The organism is Streptomyces sp. NBC_00490, assembly GCF_036013645.1.
Classification (GTDB): Bacteria; Actinomycetota; Actinomycetes; order Streptomycetales; family Streptomycetaceae; genus Streptomyces; species Streptomyces canus_F.
This window is the reverse complement of record NZ_CP107869.1, coordinates 4,975,027-4,990,023: the sequence shown is the minus strand read 5'-3', so window position 1 is coordinate 4,990,023 and position 14,997 is coordinate 4,975,027. Positions and strand designations below refer to the sequence as shown.

Here is a 14,997-nt window from a genome sequence, read left to right as displayed (position 1 = left end):
GGGGAAGGGGCCAGGGATGCCCGCAGGAGGAAGGCCGCCCGCCGACGGTGGCGTGGGCGAGCACTGGAGGCGTTTCCAGGCCCGTTACGAACCGATCGTCATCCGTGTCCTGCTGATGACGATCTTCGTCACCGGTCTGACCGCCCAGTTCGTACGCCCGGTCGGCGACGCCCTGGAGGACAAGGCGTTCCTCGGCGGCGCCCTGCTCAGTCTCGTCGGCTATGTCCTGTACGACACGCTCAAGGACCTGGCCCTGACGCTCCGGCAGCCGCCACGGGTCCAGGTCGAGTCGCGGGAGCTGGGGACCTTCGTGACCGAGGCGTTCCGGTCCCGGGAGGTGGAGATCCACTTCCTCGGTTACACCGGGGAGACCCTCTGCAACGAACTCTTCCACCGCCTTGAAGGGCTTCTCGAAGACCCCGGCCCGACCCGGCATGTGTCGGTCAGGGTGCTGATACCGGACTTCGGACAGTCGATGACCGTGCCGTCGCGCGTGGGCGAGGAAGGCGCACCGCTGGACGACCCCGAATTCCGCGAGCGCCTGCAAGAGAAGTGCAAGGAGTACGACGAGACCCTGTCAGGCCTTGAGGACCGCCTCAACGCGCTGGGCAGGGTGAGCGCGGAGTGCGAGTACCGGGTCTACCCGGGCATCCCCCGAGAGAAGGTCTGCATCTTCAACCGCGAGCAAGTTCTGCACGGCCTCTACAACGTGTCGGCCCGCAGCATGCTCCGCAGCGGCGGCCCCGAGTTCTACGACCCCAAGGGCTACCGCACTGACCTCAGCGTCTGGTCCCGGGGTGCGGGCGACGACGCCCGGGCCATCGTCGCCACGTGGAGCAAGCATCTGGACGACCTGTGGAACCTCTCGCTACAGCCGAGTTGGCGACGAGGCCCGGCACCTGTCCCGGCTCCGGCCCCGACACAGTGACCGAGGCTCCCCTCCGGCCTCTACGCTCGTCCCATGACCACCCCCGGCCTGCGCGAACGCAAGAAGCAGCGGATGTACGAGACCCTCTCCGAAACCGCGATCCGCCTCTTCCTGGAAAAGGGCTACGACGCAGTCCCCGTAGCAGAGATCGCCGCCGCAGCCGAGATCTCCAAGCCGACGCTCTTCCGGTACTTCCCGACCAAGGAAGACCTCGTCTTCCACCGCATCGCCGATCACGAGGACGAGGCCGCGCGGGTCGTGGCGGAAGCCTCGGATGATGTGCCGCCGCTCGTCGCTCTCCGGCGGGACTTTCTCGACGGGATCGAGCGGGCGGATCCCATCACCGGGCTCAGTGATCATCCCGCCGTGCTCGCCTTCTACGACCTGCTCTACGGCACCCCGGCCCTCGTCGCCCGTATGTACGCCCACCTCGAACGCTCCGAGGAGGCCCTCGCCGAGGCTCTCGGTGGTGATCTGGACGCACGGCTCGCCGCCGGGCAGATCGTCGCGGTGCGGAGGGTGCTGGCTCAGGAGAACTGGCGGCGGGTCACTGGTGGCGAGGATGTGGGCGTCGTAAGGGCGGATGCCGTTGCCGCCGCCGAGCGGGCCTTTGATCGGCTGGCGGCGGGGCTGCCGCAGCTGGCGTAGGCGAGGCTGGGTAAAAAATTTAACTCGGTTACGTTATTTCGGTAGGCTCGACCGTATGACGTCACCCGACCCCGACCGACTCCAGCACGCCCTCCACCTCGAACGCGCCCACCACGACACCTGCCGCGCCGCCCTCGCCGCCATGGTCGACGGTGCCCAGGAACACGTCGTCACCGGCGAGGACGTCTCCGCCTCCGGTGCCGACGCCGAAGTGCTCGGGTACCGGCTGCGCAGCCGGGCCAAGGAGATGCGGGAGCTGCCCGAGGGGCCGTTGTTCTTCGGTCGGCTGGACTCCTCCGATGACCGGCAGACGCTGCACATCGGGCGGCTGCGGATCAGCGAGCACCCCGCCGCCCCACCCCTCGTCGTCGACTGGCGCGCCCCCGTCTCGCGCGCCTTCTACCAGGCCGGCGCACGCGACCCGCAGGGCGTCGCCGTACGGCGGCGGTTCGGGTGGGCGCCGGGCAGCCGGGGGGACTCCGCCGACCTCACCGGGCTGGAGGACGAGCATCTCGAAGAGGGTGAGGACCGGGTCGGGGACATCGTGCTGCGGGAGATCGAGCGGCCCCGCGTCGGGCCCATGCGGGACATCGCCGCGACCATCCAGCCCGAGCAGGACGATCTCGTACGAGGAGATCTGCGCGCCTCCGTGTGTGTGCAGGGCGCCCCGGGCACCGGCAAGACCGCCGTCGGGCTGCACCGGGCCGCGTATCTGCTCTACACCCACCCGCAGCGCATCCGCCGCGGCGGCATGCTGATCCTCGGTCCCAACCGCACCTTCCTGGCGTACATCTCCCAGGTGCTGCCCGCGCTGGGCGAGACCGGCGTACGGCAGGCCACCCTCCAGGAGGAGATCGCGCGGCATCCGGTCAGGGGGGCGGACGACGGGCGGGCCGCCGCCGTCAAGCACGACGGGCGGATGGCGGAGGTGCTGCGGCGGGCGCTGTACGCGCGGGTGTCCGCGGAGGTCGTCGAGGGGCTGGCGATTCCCGACGGGTCGTACCGGTGGCGGGTGCCGGCCGGTGAGCTGGTGCGGATCGTGGCGGGGGTGCGGGCCGAGGAGCCGCCGTACGGTGTCGGGCGGGAGCGGGTCCGGGCGCGCGTCGTGGCGTACGTCCGGGCGCAGGCCGAGCGGCGCGAGGGGCCGGTGCCGAACTCCTGGGTGCGCAGGATCGAGCGGGCGCGGGCGATCAGCGCGTACGTCGACGCCGTGTGGCCCCGGGTGCGGCCGGAGGAGGTCGTCGCCGAACTCCTCACGGACCCGCGGGTGTTGGAGCGGGCCGCGGACGGGGTGCTGGACGCCGAGGAGCAGAAGGCGCTGCTGTGGGGCAAGCCGCCGCGGTCGTGGAAGTCGGCTCGCTGGTCGGCCGCCGACCTCGTGCTCCTCGACGAGGCCGACGGGCTGATCGAACATCCCGAGGCCTACGGCCATGTCGTGGTCGACGAGGCCCAGGACCTCTCCCCGATGGAGTGCCGGGCCATCGCCCGGCGGGCCTCCTTCGGGTCGCTGACCGTGCTGGGGGACCTGGCGCAGGGCACCACGCCGTGGGCGGCGCGGACCTGGTCCGAGCAGCTCGCACACCTCGGCCGCCCGGACGCCGCCGTCGTGCCGCTCACCACCGGATTCCGTGTGCCCGAGGCCGTCGTAGGGCTGGCCAACCGGCTTCTGGAGCGGCTGGACGTCGATGTCCCGGCCTCGCGATCCCTGCGCCGGGACGGGGAGTTGCGGATCCGGGACGCCGGGGACGACGTGCCCGGCGCGGTCGTGGCCGCCGTGCGCGACGCGCTCCTGAGGGAGGGGTCGATCGGGGTCGTCGCCGCCGACGCGGACGTGCCCCGGGTGCGAGCGGCCCTCCATGCCGCGGGCCTCGACACCGCGGGCCCCGACGACCTGGGCGCCCGCGTGACCCTCGTACCGGCGACGCTGGTCAAGGGGCTCGAGTACGACCATGTCGTCGCCGTCGAGCCCGCGGCGATCGCCGAGGCGGAGGAGCGGGGGCTGCACCGGCTGTACGTGGTGCTCACGCGGGCGGTGTCGGGGCTCGAGGTGGTGCACGGACGGCCGCTGCCCCTGTGACGGACGGCTGCTGACCGCTGGGAAAGGGCCTCAGCCGCCCAGCAGCGGGATCAACTGCTCCTCCTCGTAGGTCAGATGGGCCTCCAGTTCGGCCGCGAGCCGTTCGACCTCCGCCTGGGCCGTGGCGGGCTCGGTCGCCGTCCACACCACCTGCTTCAGCTCCTCCACCAGCGCGGCGATCCGCTCGTGCTCCTCGCCCAGGCGGGCCAGCACGGGGGCGGCTTCGGGGTGCCGGTCGGCGAGGAAGGGGAACAGGCCCATGTCCTCGCCGACGTGGTGGTTGTGGATGCCCTGGCAGAAGGTGAGGCAGTTGACGCGGAGCTGGGCGCCGAGGGTCGAGCCGGTGTTCTTGCGCATCTCCTCGCGGATCAGGGCGAGTTCGTGGCGGAAGTTGTCGTGGACGAGCTTGATGGCCTCGCCCATGGAGCCGGCCCGGATGTTCGGCGGGCCGGGTGCCGCGTTCTCGTACAGGGCGACGATCGGGATCACCCGGTCGCCGGCCTTCTCCTGGTACGCCGCCCAGCCCGGCTCCGTCTCCACCGCCCGCGCGAACGACCGGTCCCGTTCCTCGCCCTCCAGGACGACGGCCCGGGCCTCGTAGGTGAACGCGCCGCTCTCGACGGTGACTTGGGGGTTCGCGCGGAGGTTGTGATACCAGGCCGGGTGTCTGGGGGAACCGCCCGCGGAGGCGATGACCAGGACGCGGTCGCCGCCGTCGGGGAGGTAGCCGAGGGGGGTGGTGTGCGGGGTGCCGGTGCGGGCGCCGGTCGTGGTCAGCAGGAGCAGCCGGGCACCTTCGAACATGCCGCCGACGCGGCCGTTGTTGGCTCGGAACTCGTCGATGATCGGCTGGTTGAAGTCGTTGGGCATTCTCTTCTTTCTCTTCGTCGCTGGTCTCCGGGAGGCGAGGGCGAAGAGAAGGAGGCGGACCTCTGGTCCGCACCGGCCTCACTCGGAGGCCGGGTACCCAACTGTCGCGCGGCGCGTGGCCGCAAACCCGGCAGTCATGGGAGGGACGGTAGTCCCGCGGTCATGAACGGCGCCACCGAATATCGGCGCACGCGGGCGCGGGCGGTGCATGCTGGCTGCCGATGATGCTCTTTCTCGACATCGACGGAACGATCCTGCCGTTCGGATCCTCGCGGCCGTATCCGCTCTACGACGGTCCGGCGGCCGCCGGACATCCCCTGCTGACCCGCGTCGATCCCGGCCTGGGGCCGCGGCTCACGGAGTTGGGCTGCGAGCTCGTATGGGCCACGACCTGGGCGACGGAGGACGCCAACGACCTCCTCGCCCCCTGGCTCGGGCTGCCCCCGCTGCCGGCCGTGGACTGGCCGGACCCGGCCGGGGAGGAGCAGGGCGCCCTGCACTGGAAGACGCTGCCCCTCCTCGCCCGGGCGGCCGGGCGGCCCTTCGTCTGGGTCGACGACGAGATCGGGCCGGCGGACCGTGCGTGGGTGGCGGACCACCACCCCGCACCGGCCCTGCTCCACCGCGTCGATCACCGGTACGGGATCACCGACGCGGACCTCACGGTCGTAGCGGACTGGCTGGCGTCCCGGCGGGCGTAGCGCACCGGATCACCGGCGGCCCAGCAGCTCGGTCAGCCGGGTGATGCCGTCCGTCCCGTGGCCCAGACCGACGGCGCGGCGGGCCTGGCCCTCGGCGGCGCGCAGTACGGCCGTGTCGATGCCGTGCGCCTCGGCGGTGTGGACGATGTGGGTCATCGAGGAGACCGACGAGGTCAGCGGGTTGCCCTCGCCGGAGTAGGTGCCCTCGTCGATGTCGTCCGCCCACTCGGCGAACAGCGGCGGCAGGATCGCGCCGATGCCCTGGGCGAAGGGGGCCAGTTCGCGGGCGGTGATGCCCTCGGCGCGGGCCAGCGCGAGGGCGTGGACGTAGCCCGCGGTGGCCGTCCAGAAGATGTCGAGCAGGGCGATGTCATGCGCGGCGGCCCGGCCGGGGTCCGCGCCGAGGTGGGTGTGGGTGCCGCCCAGCGCTTCCAGGGCGGGGCGGTGCTCGGCGTAGAGGTCCTCGGGCCCGCTGTGCAGGAAGACGGCGTGGGGCGTGCCGATGGTCGTGATCGGCGTCATGATCGCGCCGTCCAGGTAGCGGATGCCGTGCTCGGCGGCCCAGTCGGCGGTGCGGCGGGCGCGGTCGGGGGCGTCGCTGGAGAAGTTCACGACGGTACGGCCCTTGAGGGCGTCGGTGACGGGCCCCGTACGCAGGAAGGTGTCGGCGGCGTCGTAGTTGACCACGCAGACGACCGTCAGCGGGCTCGCGGCGACCGCTTCGGCGGCCGAGGCGGCGCCGATCGCCCCGCGCTCCTTGAGGTCGAGGTCCCGGCCCGGGGTGCGGTTCCAGACCGTGGTCCGCAGACCGGCGTCCAGGAAGGCACCGGCCAGCGCGCGGCCCATCGGGCCCAGGCCGAGGACGGTGACGGAAGAGGACTCGGGCATGCTGCAACTCCCATGGGAACAGAGGCCATTGGCAGGCCGTTGGACATGACGACGAAGGGGGCGGAGATGGGCTGCGCGCGCGTCCTGGACATGAACACCTGCGGAGTGACCGCCGCGATCACGGTGATCGACGGCAAGTGGAAGACCTCGCTGCTGTGGCTGCTGGAGGCCGGTCCGCAACGGCCCGGTGAGCTGCGCAGGCAACTGCCGGGCCTCAGCGAGAAGGTGCTGACCCAGGCGTTGCGCTCGATGGAGGCGGACGGTCTCGTGCACCGGGAGGTGCATGACGTCCTGCCGCTCAAGACGGTCTACTCCCTGACCGCCTTCGGCCGTGAACTCTCCGAGCTGCTGGCCCCGTTGTCCGACTGGGGCCACCGCCACATGGAGAAGCAGGCCGCTTCCTGAACCCTCCGGTTTCCGATCCCCTTTCCTTCGCCGGCCCTTCGTGACCAGCTTCTGATCCACCCGGTCCCGCTGCCAAGTACGCACTTTTTTGTGGGTACGTGGTCAGCTCATCCGGTCGGCCTCCCGCGCCGCACGCTCCAGCCGCTCCCGGTAGGCCTCCCACCAGGCCGGGTCCTGCGAGGCCATGCTGTCGTTGCCCTGGTTCATCCCGACGGCACCGTCCATGAGCTCCCGGAGGATGTCGGCGTGCCCGGCGTGCCGGTGCGTGTCGGCGATCACGCGGACCATCGCGTGATGCAGCGTGACCTCGTCCTTGCCGTCCGGCCACCACGGCACCCTGCCCACGGTCTCCAGGGCGAGCGCGTCGAGCGTCGCGTCCGCGTGCGCCCATGCCCGGCGGTACAGGCCCACGATGTCCTCGCGCGACTCCTCGGCGGTGGCCCACATGTCGCCGTTGGCCTCGGCGGCGCTGTCGAGCCAGGGCAGTCGCTCCCCGGACGGGCGCCCGAAGGTGTCGCCCAGATACCCCAACTCCACGCCGGCCGCGTGCTTCACCAGCCCCAGGAGGTTGGTCCCGGTCGGTGTCAGGGGGCGGCGGACGCCGTACTCGGAGACCCCGTCGAGCTTCCAGAGGAGGGCGTCGCGGGCGGACTGGAGGTAGAAGCGGAGGACGTCTTTGGGATCCGTTTCGGTCATACGTGCCAGTCTGTGACGCGGGCGATCTTCGCGCACCGCTTTTCGCATGAGCGGCGGGGCGAAGGGCTGTCCCGGGCGCTCAACCGCGGGCGCCGGCGACCCCCGAGGCGTCCATGTAGTCGCGCGCCCGCGTGATCAGTCCGTCGTGGACATGGAGTACGAGCAGGCCGGGGACGGTGAAGGAGCCGCGCCCGGGCGGCACCGACCCCACCACGACATGCTCGGCGACGATCACGCCGGGTTCGGTGGACTCGTAGGCCGCGACCTTCCTGATCTCGTCCACCTGGGCGGGGCTTCCGCCCCAGGCCACCCGGTACCCCGCACGTACGGCCTCGCGCCCGTCGTAGCGAGGGGGGAAGCCGGGGACGGCGAACGGGAACTCGTGCACCGCGTCCACGGCGTACAGGTCGGCGAGGTCGTCCGCGGACTTGTCGACCATGGCCCGGTAGTAGCGGGCCAGCACCTCGCGCGGGGTGCGGAGGGGAGCGAGCTGCGGTTCGGACATGGTGACCACCTCGGTCGTATGGTCCTTCACTCAACAAGCGTTGACCCAATCACCGTAAGGACGGCGGGGTGGTTCGGTCAACGGCTGTAGAGTCAATTGATGCCTACGTCCCCCTCCTCGCCCCATCGGTCCCGCGCCGACCGCCGTCGGGCCACCGAGGCGCGCATTCTCGACAGTGCCCGGGAGCTGTTCGCGGAGAAGGGCTTCGACCGCACCACCATCCGTGCCGTGGCGGCCGCGGCGGGTGTGGACCCGGCCCTGGTCATGCAGTACTTCGGTTCGAAGCGCGAGCTGTTCTCGCAGGCGGTGCAGGCGCTGCCCGTGTCACCGGCACCCGCCGACACCGACGCGCTGGTCGATCAACTCATCGCCACGCTCGGCCTCAAGCTCGGCGGTCTGCCCGAGGGCACGCTGGCGATGATGCGCTCCATGCTCACCGACCCGGCCGCGGCCGACCACGCCCGCGCCGCCCTCGCCCGGCAGATCGACGGCGTCGCCGCCACCCTGCCGACGGCCGGGGACCCCGAACTGCGCGCCGCCCTGATCGTCACCACCCTCCTGGGCGTCACCATCGGGCACCAGCTCCTCGACCTGCCCGCCCTCCATGACGCCCCGCCCGAGCGCGTCGCGGCACTTCTGCGGCCGGCGGTCAAGGCGCTGACGGGGCAGTCGGGGCAGGCGGGGCAGACGGGTTGACGCCGGTGGGAGACGTGAGCTGATCCCGCCCCGCCCCTGCAAGCCATGACGAGCCGATCCCGCTTCGCACCTGCGGGCCGTGCCGTCTCAGGACGGGGCGAGGACGCAGAACTCGTGCCCCTCCGGGGCTGACGGGGCAGTCGGGGCAGACGGGTTGAGGCCGGTGGGTGACGTGAGCTGATCTCGCAGCGCACCTGCAAGCCATAGTCGGCTGATCCTGCTTCGCACCTGCGGGCCGTGCCGTCTCAGGACGGGGCGAGGACGCAGAACTCGTGTCCCTCCGGGTCGGTCAGACACGTCCACGGCACATCGCCCTGGCCGAGGTCGAGGTCGACGGCGCCGAGGGCCCGCAGCCTGGCCACCTCCGCCTCCTTGTCGTCACCGGGATACGGCAGCAGGTCGAGATGGATACGGTCCGGCACGGTCTTCACGTCGGGCGTGCGGAGGAACTCGAGATACGGGCCGACGCCCTCGGGGGAGCGGAACAAGGCGTGGTCGTCGGTCACCTCGTGCAGCGGCCAGTCCACCGCCTCACCCCAGAACCGGGCCATGGCCCGCGGATCCGCGCAGTCGACCACCATCACCGCGATCGGCCCGGTGTCCCGGTGGATCTCCCGGGGCTCCAGCACACAGAACTCGTTGCCCTCCGGATCGGCGAGGACCGTGAACGGCACGTCGTCGCCCTGGCCCACGTCTACAGGGGTCGCACCGAGCGCCTTCAGGCGCGCGACCCACTCCACCTGATGGGCGGCGGAAGTGGAGGCGAGATCGAGGTGCACACGGTTCTTCGTCGCCGTCTTGGGTTCGGGAACCGGCACGATGTCGATGCCGACGCCCGCCGGGTCCGGCCAGACGAGTTCGGCGGAGGGTCCGACATACGTGGTCACGCCGGGTCGGAAAAGGTTCCAGCCGAGCGCCTGGGCCCAGAACCGGCCGACCGCCGGGCCGTCGACGGCCTTGATGTTCAGCTGAACAGGTCGCAGTGCCATGCGGCCGATCTTATGCACCCGCGCCGCCGGATCACGTGGCGTGGAGCACTTTTGCAAGCGCCTGCTTGCAATAGTTAGCAAGGGTGAGGCACAGTGGGGGCATGGCATCGCTCAACGTCGGCAATCTCGGTGAGTACCTGCGCGAGCAGCGGCGAAACGCCCAGCTCTCGCTCAGGCAGCTCGCCGACGCCGCCGGGGTGTCCAATCCGTATCTGAGCCAGATCGAGCGCGGGCTGCGCAAGCCGAGCGCGGAGGTACTGCAGCAGGTCGCCAAGGCGCTGCGGATCTCCGCCGAGACGCTGTACGTCCGTGCCGGCATCCTCGACGCCGAGCGCGACCGGGACGAGGTGGAGACGCGCGCCGTCATCATCGCCGACCCGACGCTCAACGAGCGGCAGAAGCAGGTGCTGCTCCAGATCTACGAGTCCTTCCGCAAGGAGAACGGATTCGGGACCGACACTGAGGAGACCGGCTCACAGGGGGCACCCGCTCCCGAAGCGGAGGCCACCACGGTCGCCGTAGCGGCGGACATCCCGGGCGAAGAAGCCCGGGGCACCGCCGAGCGCCGTACCCGCAAGAAGAGCACGGCCCCCCGCACGACCGACGGCAGCGACGCCGGCCCGCAGCAGACGGCCAGTTGAGACACCGGCCGACCGAGCGCGGAACCAAAACCCTCACACGAAAGCGATCCGGGAGGACCATCACCATGGCCATCACCGACGACATCCGCAAGGCCGTTTCGGACCCCACCCCGCTCTACTTCCTCGCCGGCGCCGGTGACCTCGCCCTCCAGGAGGCCAAGAAGGTGCCCGGCATCGTCGAGCAGCTGCGCGCCGAGGCCCCGGCCCGTATCGAGGCCGTGCGCGGCACCGACCCGAAGGCCGTGCAGGAGAAGGCCGCCGCCCGTGCCAAGGAGGCCGGCGCCAAGGCCAAGGGGGCGCAGGAGTCCCTCCAGGCCAAGGTCGGCGAGTTCATCGCGACCCTGGACGGCGACATCAAGAAGCTCGGCACCACCATCGACGCCGACCTGAAGAAGTTCGGCGAGAGCGCCCAGGACTTCGCCCTGCGTGGCGTCGGCGTCGCCGCCGAGTACGCCGTGAAGGCCCGCGAGACCTACGAGAAGGTCGCCGAGCACGGCGAGCAGGCCGTGAAGACCTGGCGTGGCGAGGCCGCCGAGGAGATCGAGGAGCTGGCCGTGGCCGTCGAGCCCAAGGCCGAGCCCGTCGAGGTCAAGGAAGAGCCGAAGCCCGCCGAGTCCCCGGCCGCCGCGGCCGCACCGGCGAAGAAGACCACCACCGCCAAGAAGACGACCCCGGCGAAGAAGACCACCGCCAAGAAGACGACCCCGCCCGCGAAGTAGGCGAGGCGGCCGGTACCGGTACGACGGGCCGGGCACCCCTGGGGTGCCCGGCCCGTTCTCCGGGTACGGTGACCGCGTAACGACGATCCGAGTCAGGTGGTGGGCGTTGTGCTGATGCAGGGATTCGCGGGGTTGATGTGGATTCTCTACCTCGCGATGCTGGGATTCGCGGTGGTGGCCTTCGTGATGGCCGCCCTGTTCCGTGAGGACGCGTACCGCGCGGCCAGCAAGAACAACAAGGGCTTCTGGCTGATCATCCTCGGCGTGGCGGTCGCGGTGAACCTCCTGGTGCCGATGCTCTTCCTGCAACTCGCGGGCCTGGTCGCCTCGATCGTCTTCTTCGTCGACGTACGCCCGGCACTCCGCCAGGTGTCAGGAGGCGGAGGCAGGGGCCGCGGCGGCAGCAGCAGCGACGGCCCGTACGGCCCGTACAACGGCGGCAGGTAGAAGACGCCGTCAGGCGCGACCCACCCAGGGGCGCGGGGAACTGCGCGACCAGCCACAGCGGACCCGCGCCCGGGACACGGCAGGAACCCACAACGGCAGGCCCGCGCCCGAACTCACCCGGTCCGATCCAGCAGCAGCACAGCCACGTCGTCCGTCAGCTCGCCACCGTTCAACTCCCGCACCTCGCTGACGGCCGCCCGCAGCAACGCTTCCCCCTGCAGCCCTTCGGACAGCTGCCGGCGGACCATCTCCACCATGCCGTCCTGACCGAGCCGCTCCTTGCCGGCCCCGATCCGCCCCTCGATCAGCCCGTCGGTGTAGAGCATCAGACTCCACTCCCGCCCCAGCTCCACCTGCATCCGCGGCCACCGGGCACCGGGCAGCAGCCCGAGCGCCGGCCCGTTGTTGTCGTACGGCAGCAGCCGTGCCGGCCGCCCCGGCCGCGCGACCAGCGGCGCCGGGTGCCCCGCCAGGCACAGCCCCGCCCGGCGCCCGTCCGGCGCGATGTCCACCGTGCACAGCGTCGCGAAGATCTCGTCGTCGGACCGCTCGTGCTCCAGGACCTGCTGCAAGGTGCCGAGCAGTTCGTCCCCGCACAGCCCCGCCAGGGTCAGCGCCCGCCACGCGATCCGCAGCTCCACGCCGAGCGCGGCCTCGTCGGGCCCGTGCCCGCAGACGTCGCCGATCATGGCGTGCACCGTGCCGTCGGGGGTGCGGACGACGTCGTAGAAGTCGCCGCCGAGGAGCGCGCGCGAACGGCCCGGCCGGTAACGCGCGGCGAACCGCAGCGAGGAGCCCTCCAGGAGAGGCGTGGGCAGCAGGCCCCGCTCCAGGCGGCGGTTCTCCTGCGCCCGCAGGCGGCCCTCGGCGAGCCTCCGCTCGGCCGTGTCGGAACGTTTCCTCTCGACGGCGTAGCGGATCGCCCGGCTGAGCAGCCGGCTGTCCAGTTCGTCCCGGAAGAGGTAGTCCTGGGCGCCCACGCGTACGGCCTCCGTGCCGCGCTCGGCGTCGCCGGAGGTGGTGAGGGCGAGCACGGCGTGCCGGGGTGCGAGCTCCAGTACGTGCTTGAGCACGGCGAGCTCGTCGTCGCCGCCGCGCACGGGGGCGGGCAGGGCGAGGTCCAGCAGGATGCAGTGGACGTCGTCGGTGAGCAGCCGCTCGGCCTCGGTGAGGTTGCGGGCGGTGCGGACGCGGATGGGGTTGCCGGCGGCGTCGAGGAGCTCCGGCACGAGCGTCGAGCCACCGGGATCGTCCTCGATCACCAGCAGCGTCAGATGGGTCGTGCCGTTGTGCTTCTCGATCGTGCCGTCCGTGCGCGGGGCCTCTTCCTTCGAAGGGCCGCCACTTGCGGTTGCGGCCGGCGCCTGACCACTTTCCACGGCCGGGATCGCTCTCTGCCGCGGTACGGGTACGGGCATCGTCTTGGGTCCTTCCCTCCCCCCGAGGGCATGGCGGGGCGAGGGACCTCGACCCACCGACGGGGACCATAGCGGTACTCGGCGCCGCAACGGAATGGCGTACGGCACCCGGCTCGGCAGGCGGCCGCTGTCATATGCCGCGTTCCGTACCGCAGTTGGACACCCCGCCCGAGGTGCGGGAATGACGAACGTCACGTCGGCGCCGGGTTTGGGAGCCCGTCGGCGTGCGGTGCGTCACGTGACCCCGGTCTCAGGGGTCCGCGGGCTCACCTGCCCGTGCGTCAGGCGTCCGGACGCACGACCGCCAGGATCGGCAGGGAGCCCGCCCCGGCGATGGTCACCGTCCGTCCGGGCCGCGGGGCGTGGATGATCGCGCCGTCGCCTATGTACATCGCCACATGGCTGGCATCGGCGTTGTAGATGATGAGGTCGCCGGGCCGCATCTGCGCGACGTCCACGTGCTTCAGCTGCTTCCACTGCTGCTGCGAGGTCCGCGGAATGGCCTGCCCGGCACTGGCCCAGGCCTGCGAGGTCAGCCCCGAGCAGTCGTACGAGCCCGGCCCCTCGGCGCCCCACTCGTAGGGCTTGCCCAGCTGGGCGCTCGCGTACTCCACGGCCTTCTTGCCCTGGGCGGACGCCTTGCCGTTGATCTCGTCGAGGATCCCGGAGTCCAGCCAGGCGGTCTGCGCCTGATAGGCGGCCTGCTGCTCCAGCCGGGCGAGGCGCTCCTTCTCCTCCTTCTCCAGCTGGGACTCGAGCTCCTCGGCCGCCGCGATCTGCTTCTTGACCTTCTTCTTGGCGGCGGCCTTCGTCTTCCGGTTGGCCTCGAGCTTGTTCCACTGGGCGGAGGCGTCCTTGGCGTACTGTTCCAAGTCCTCCTGGGTGCGGGTCATTTCCGCGATGAGGCCCTTGGTGGCGCGCTGGCCCTGCAGGATCCGGCCCGCGCCGTTGAGGAACTGCTGCGGGTCGTCGCTGAGCATCAGTTGTGCCTCGTCGGGCAGTCCGCCGGTGCGGTACTGGGCGGCGGCCGAGTCGCCCGCGCGCTTCTCCAGCTCCGCCAGCTTCTCCTTGCCCTTGACGATCTTCTTCGCCAGCGCCACGATCGCGGCCGACTGCTGGTCGGCGGCTTCCTCGGCGGCGTTGTACTCGTCCGTGGCGACGGCGGCGGCGTGATAGAGGTCGTCCAGCTGCTTGTGTACGGCCTCGAGGTCCTTGTTGGTCCCGGTGGTGGCGGATGCCGAAGGCGTGGAACTGGGACTGGGACTGGGACTGGGGCTCGGGCTGGCGAACGCCGTGCCCGGCGCCGCGAGCACCGTGACCGCGCAGACCACGGTCACAGCAGCCGTCAACAGCCCGCGCTTGCCCGCACCCATACCTCAGCCCCCCACCTGATTTACCGTCAGTAACTTACGGACGCCCGGGGATCGTGCCATGTCCTGACAGAAAACGACAGAGGCTGTACGACGTCCATCCCCCTGATCCACCCGCCCCATGACGATCTCCCCGCCTTTGTGACGAACGACTCACGGAGATCGTTCCCCGCAGGTCAGGCGGACGGGCGAGGTTCACCCGCGCGGGGCCAACGCCCCCCATGCCACGGTGACTTCCCCCTGCCGCCAGCGCACCGGCCCATCGGTCACAGGCCAGTCGGCGGTCAGCTCCCGCACCGCCCGGATCCAGCGCTGGCGGGCGCCGTACGAGGCGTAGGGCGCGGCGGCGGCCCAGGCGCGGTCGAAGTCACGGAGGAAGGCGTGCACGGGCTCGCCCGGGATGTTGCGGTGGATGAGGGCTTTCGGCAGCCGCTCGGCGAGGTCGGACGGCCGCTCCAGGGAGCCCAGCCGGGTCGCGAAGGTGACCGTCCGCGGCCCCTCCGGTCCGAGCGCGACCCACACATGCCGCCGCCCGATCTCGTCGCACGTCCCCTCGACGAGCAGCCCGCCCGGCGCGAGCCGCGCACACAGCCGCGCCCACACCTCGGCGACCTCGCCCTCCTCGTACTGCCGCAGCACATTGGCGGCCCGGATGAGCATCGGCCGCGACGGGACCGGCACCTCGAAGCCGCCGTGCCGGAACTCGAGGCCCTCCCGCTCGTACGGCTTCGCGGCCGCGACCCGGGCGGGCTCGATCTCCACCCCTACGACACGCGCGCGTGGCGCGACGGTTCGCAGACGCTGCAACAGCTCGACCGCGGTCCAGGGGGCGGCGCCGTACCCGAGATCGATGGCGAGGGGGTCGTCGGTGTGCCGCAGTCCGGGCCCGTGGACCGCGGTGATCCAGCGGTCCATACGGCGCAGCCGGTTGGGGTTGGTGGTCCCGCGCGTCACTGTGCCCACGGGGCGGGTGGCGGCGCGGGAGGTCATGCCTACGAG

The 14,997-nt window shown here is 71.4% G+C and carries 17 protein-coding genes; 9 read left to right on the top strand and 8 right to left on the bottom strand.

From position 1 onward, the window contains the following. The first annotated feature begins 16 nt into the window (after positions 1-16). From OG381_RS22500 to OG381_RS22490, 3 genes are read left to right on the top strand one after another with little or no spacing between them, the layout of a single operon-like run. Complete coding sequence (locus OG381_RS22500) at positions 17-928, top strand: hypothetical protein (RefSeq protein WP_327717884.1); 912 nt, start codon at positions 17-19, stop codon at positions 926-928. A 33-nt stretch (positions 929-961) separates the two neighbouring features. Next, complete coding sequence (locus OG381_RS22495; RefSeq protein ID WP_327717882.1) at positions 962-1,576, top strand: TetR/AcrR family transcriptional regulator; 615 nt, start codon at positions 962-964, stop codon at positions 1,574-1,576. Between the two features lie 55 nt (positions 1,577-1,631). Next, complete coding sequence (locus tag OG381_RS22490; protein ID WP_327717881.1) at positions 1,632-3,653, top strand: HelD family protein; 2,022 nt, start codon at positions 1,632-1,634, stop codon at positions 3,651-3,653. A gap of 30 nt (positions 3,654-3,683) precedes the next feature. On the opposite strand, the gene OG381_RS22485 is transcribed toward OG381_RS22490, so the two are convergent. Further along, positions 3,684-4,523: a nitroreductase/quinone reductase family protein gene (locus OG381_RS22485; RefSeq protein WP_327717880.1), complete on the bottom strand. Its 840-nt coding sequence runs from the start codon at positions 4,521-4,523 to the stop codon at positions 3,684-3,686. Positions 4,524-4,744: 221 nt separating this feature from the next. Between OG381_RS22485 and OG381_RS22480 the strand changes: the two genes are divergently transcribed. Then, positions 4,745-5,224 (top strand): HAD domain-containing protein, encoded by a 480-nt coding sequence (locus tag OG381_RS22480; RefSeq protein ID WP_327717879.1) that lies wholly within the window; start codon positions 4,745-4,747, stop codon positions 5,222-5,224. Positions 5,225-5,233: 9 nt separating this feature from the next. Here OG381_RS22480 and OG381_RS22475 read toward each other — a convergent pair whose 3' ends face one another. After that, positions 5,234-6,112 carry an NAD(P)-dependent oxidoreductase gene (locus tag OG381_RS22475; RefSeq protein ID WP_327717878.1) on the bottom strand — a complete coding sequence of 293 codons (879 nt, stop codon included), beginning with the start codon at positions 6,110-6,112 and terminating at the stop codon, positions 5,234-5,236. A gap of 45 nt (positions 6,113-6,157) precedes the next feature. Between OG381_RS22475 and OG381_RS22470 the strand changes: the two genes are divergently transcribed. Continuing rightward, complete coding sequence (locus tag OG381_RS22470) at positions 6,158-6,517, top strand: winged helix-turn-helix transcriptional regulator (protein WP_327717877.1); 360 nt, start codon at positions 6,158-6,160, stop codon at positions 6,515-6,517. Between the two features lie 102 nt (positions 6,518-6,619). Here OG381_RS22470 and OG381_RS22465 read toward each other — a convergent pair whose 3' ends face one another. Both OG381_RS22465 and OG381_RS22460 read right to left on the bottom strand, forming a co-directional pair. Next, complete coding sequence (locus OG381_RS22465) at positions 6,620-7,213, bottom strand: DinB family protein (RefSeq protein WP_327717876.1); 594 nt, start codon at positions 7,211-7,213, stop codon at positions 6,620-6,622. Positions 7,214-7,292: 79 nt separating this feature from the next. Continuing rightward, positions 7,293-7,718 carry a nuclear transport factor 2 family protein gene (locus tag OG381_RS22460; RefSeq protein WP_327717875.1) on the bottom strand — a complete coding sequence of 142 codons (426 nt, stop codon included), beginning with the start codon at positions 7,716-7,718 and terminating at the stop codon, positions 7,293-7,295. Positions 7,719-7,817: 99 nt separating this feature from the next. On the opposite strand from OG381_RS22460, the gene OG381_RS22455 reads away from it, so the two are divergent. After that, entirely contained in the window at positions 7,818-8,414 is a 597-nt protein-coding gene (locus OG381_RS22455; RefSeq protein ID WP_327717874.1) for a TetR/AcrR family transcriptional regulator, read from the top strand. A gap of 245 nt (positions 8,415-8,659) precedes the next feature. Here the strand turns inward: OG381_RS22455 and OG381_RS22450 are convergent, their stop codons facing one another. Beyond that, a complete protein-coding gene (locus OG381_RS22450) occupies positions 8,660-9,403 on the bottom strand; it encodes a VOC family protein (protein ID WP_327717873.1) in 744 nt (247 codons plus the stop codon). A 101-nt stretch (positions 9,404-9,504) separates the two neighbouring features. Here OG381_RS22450 and OG381_RS22445 point away from each other — a divergent pair, with 101 nt between their 5' ends. The 3 genes from OG381_RS22445 (at position 9,505) to OG381_RS22435 (ending at position 11,210) form a co-directional block, all read left to right on the top strand. Then, positions 9,505-10,044, top strand: a complete 540-nt coding sequence (locus OG381_RS22445; protein ID WP_327717872.1) for a helix-turn-helix domain-containing protein — start codon at positions 9,505-9,507, stop codon at positions 10,042-10,044. A 65-nt stretch (positions 10,045-10,109) separates the two neighbouring features. Continuing rightward, positions 10,110-10,763 carry a hypothetical protein gene (locus OG381_RS22440; protein WP_327717871.1) on the top strand — a complete coding sequence of 218 codons (654 nt, stop codon included), beginning with the start codon at positions 10,110-10,112 and terminating at the stop codon, positions 10,761-10,763. 114 nt (positions 10,764-10,877) lie between these two features. Then, positions 10,878-11,210, top strand: a complete 333-nt coding sequence (locus tag OG381_RS22435) for a DUF2516 family protein (protein WP_443062040.1) — start codon at positions 10,878-10,880, stop codon at positions 11,208-11,210. 113 nt (positions 11,211-11,323) lie between these two features. Here OG381_RS22435 and OG381_RS22430 read toward each other — a convergent pair whose 3' ends face one another. The 3 genes from OG381_RS22430 to OG381_RS22420 form a co-directional block, all read right to left on the bottom strand. After that, positions 11,324-12,628, bottom strand: a complete 1,305-nt coding sequence (locus tag OG381_RS22430; protein ID WP_327717869.1) for a PP2C family protein-serine/threonine phosphatase — start codon at positions 12,626-12,628, stop codon at positions 11,324-11,326. 281 nt (positions 12,629-12,909) lie between these two features. After that, entirely contained in the window at positions 12,910-14,001 is a 1,092-nt protein-coding gene (locus tag OG381_RS22425) for a C40 family peptidase (RefSeq protein ID WP_327717868.1), read from the bottom strand. 192 nt (positions 14,002-14,193) lie between these two features. Further along, entirely contained in the window at positions 14,194-14,988 is a 795-nt protein-coding gene (locus tag OG381_RS22420) for a class I SAM-dependent methyltransferase (protein WP_327717867.1), read from the bottom strand. Positions 14,989-14,997: the final 9 nt, after the last annotated feature.

Excerpts from the sequence above, each read along its gene's own strand:
- OG381_RS22490 (WP_327717881.1), top strand. The coding sequence starts at position 1,632 with ATGACGTCACCCGACCCCGACCGACTCCAGCACGCCCTCCACCTCGAA.
- OG381_RS22455 (WP_327717874.1), top strand. The coding sequence starts at position 7,818 with ATGCCTACGTCCCCCTCCTCGCCCCATCGGTCCCGCGCCGACCGCCGT.
- OG381_RS22460 (WP_327717875.1), bottom strand. The coding sequence starts at position 7,718 with ATGTCCGAACCGCAGCTCGCTCCCCTCCGCACCCCGCGCGAGGTGCTG.
- OG381_RS22495 (WP_327717882.1), top strand. The coding sequence starts at position 962 with ATGACCACCCCCGGCCTGCGCGAACGCAAGAAGCAGCGGATGTACGAG.
- OG381_RS22430 (WP_327717869.1), bottom strand. The coding sequence starts at position 12,628 with ATGCCCGTACCCGTACCGCGGCAGAGAGCGATCCCGGCCGTGGAAAGT.
- OG381_RS22425 (WP_327717868.1), bottom strand. The coding sequence starts at position 14,001 with ATGGGTGCGGGCAAGCGCGGGCTGTTGACGGCTGCTGTGACCGTGGTC.
- OG381_RS22480 (WP_327717879.1), top strand. The coding sequence starts at position 4,745 with ATGATGCTCTTTCTCGACATCGACGGAACGATCCTGCCGTTCGGATCC.
- OG381_RS22445 (WP_327717872.1), top strand. The coding sequence starts at position 9,505 with ATGGCATCGCTCAACGTCGGCAATCTCGGTGAGTACCTGCGCGAGCAG.
- OG381_RS22500 (WP_327717884.1), top strand. The coding sequence starts at position 17 with ATGCCCGCAGGAGGAAGGCCGCCCGCCGACGGTGGCGTGGGCGAGCAC.
- OG381_RS22465 (WP_327717876.1), bottom strand. The coding sequence starts at position 7,213 with ATGACCGAAACGGATCCCAAAGACGTCCTCCGCTTCTACCTCCAGTCC.
- OG381_RS22440 (WP_327717871.1), top strand. The coding sequence starts at position 10,110 with ATGGCCATCACCGACGACATCCGCAAGGCCGTTTCGGACCCCACCCCG.
- OG381_RS22450 (WP_327717873.1), bottom strand. The coding sequence starts at position 9,403 with ATGGCACTGCGACCTGTTCAGCTGAACATCAAGGCCGTCGACGGCCCG.
- OG381_RS22485 (WP_327717880.1), bottom strand. The coding sequence starts at position 4,523 with ATGCCCAACGACTTCAACCAGCCGATCATCGACGAGTTCCGAGCCAAC.
- OG381_RS22475 (WP_327717878.1), bottom strand. The coding sequence starts at position 6,112 with ATGCCCGAGTCCTCTTCCGTCACCGTCCTCGGCCTGGGCCCGATGGGC.
- OG381_RS22420 (WP_327717867.1), bottom strand. The coding sequence starts at position 14,988 with ATGACCTCCCGCGCCGCCACCCGCCCCGTGGGCACAGTGACGCGCGGG.
- OG381_RS22470 (WP_327717877.1), top strand. The coding sequence starts at position 6,158 with ATGACGACGAAGGGGGCGGAGATGGGCTGCGCGCGCGTCCTGGACATG.
- OG381_RS22435 (WP_443062040.1), top strand. The coding sequence starts at position 10,878 with ATGCAGGGATTCGCGGGGTTGATGTGGATTCTCTACCTCGCGATGCTG.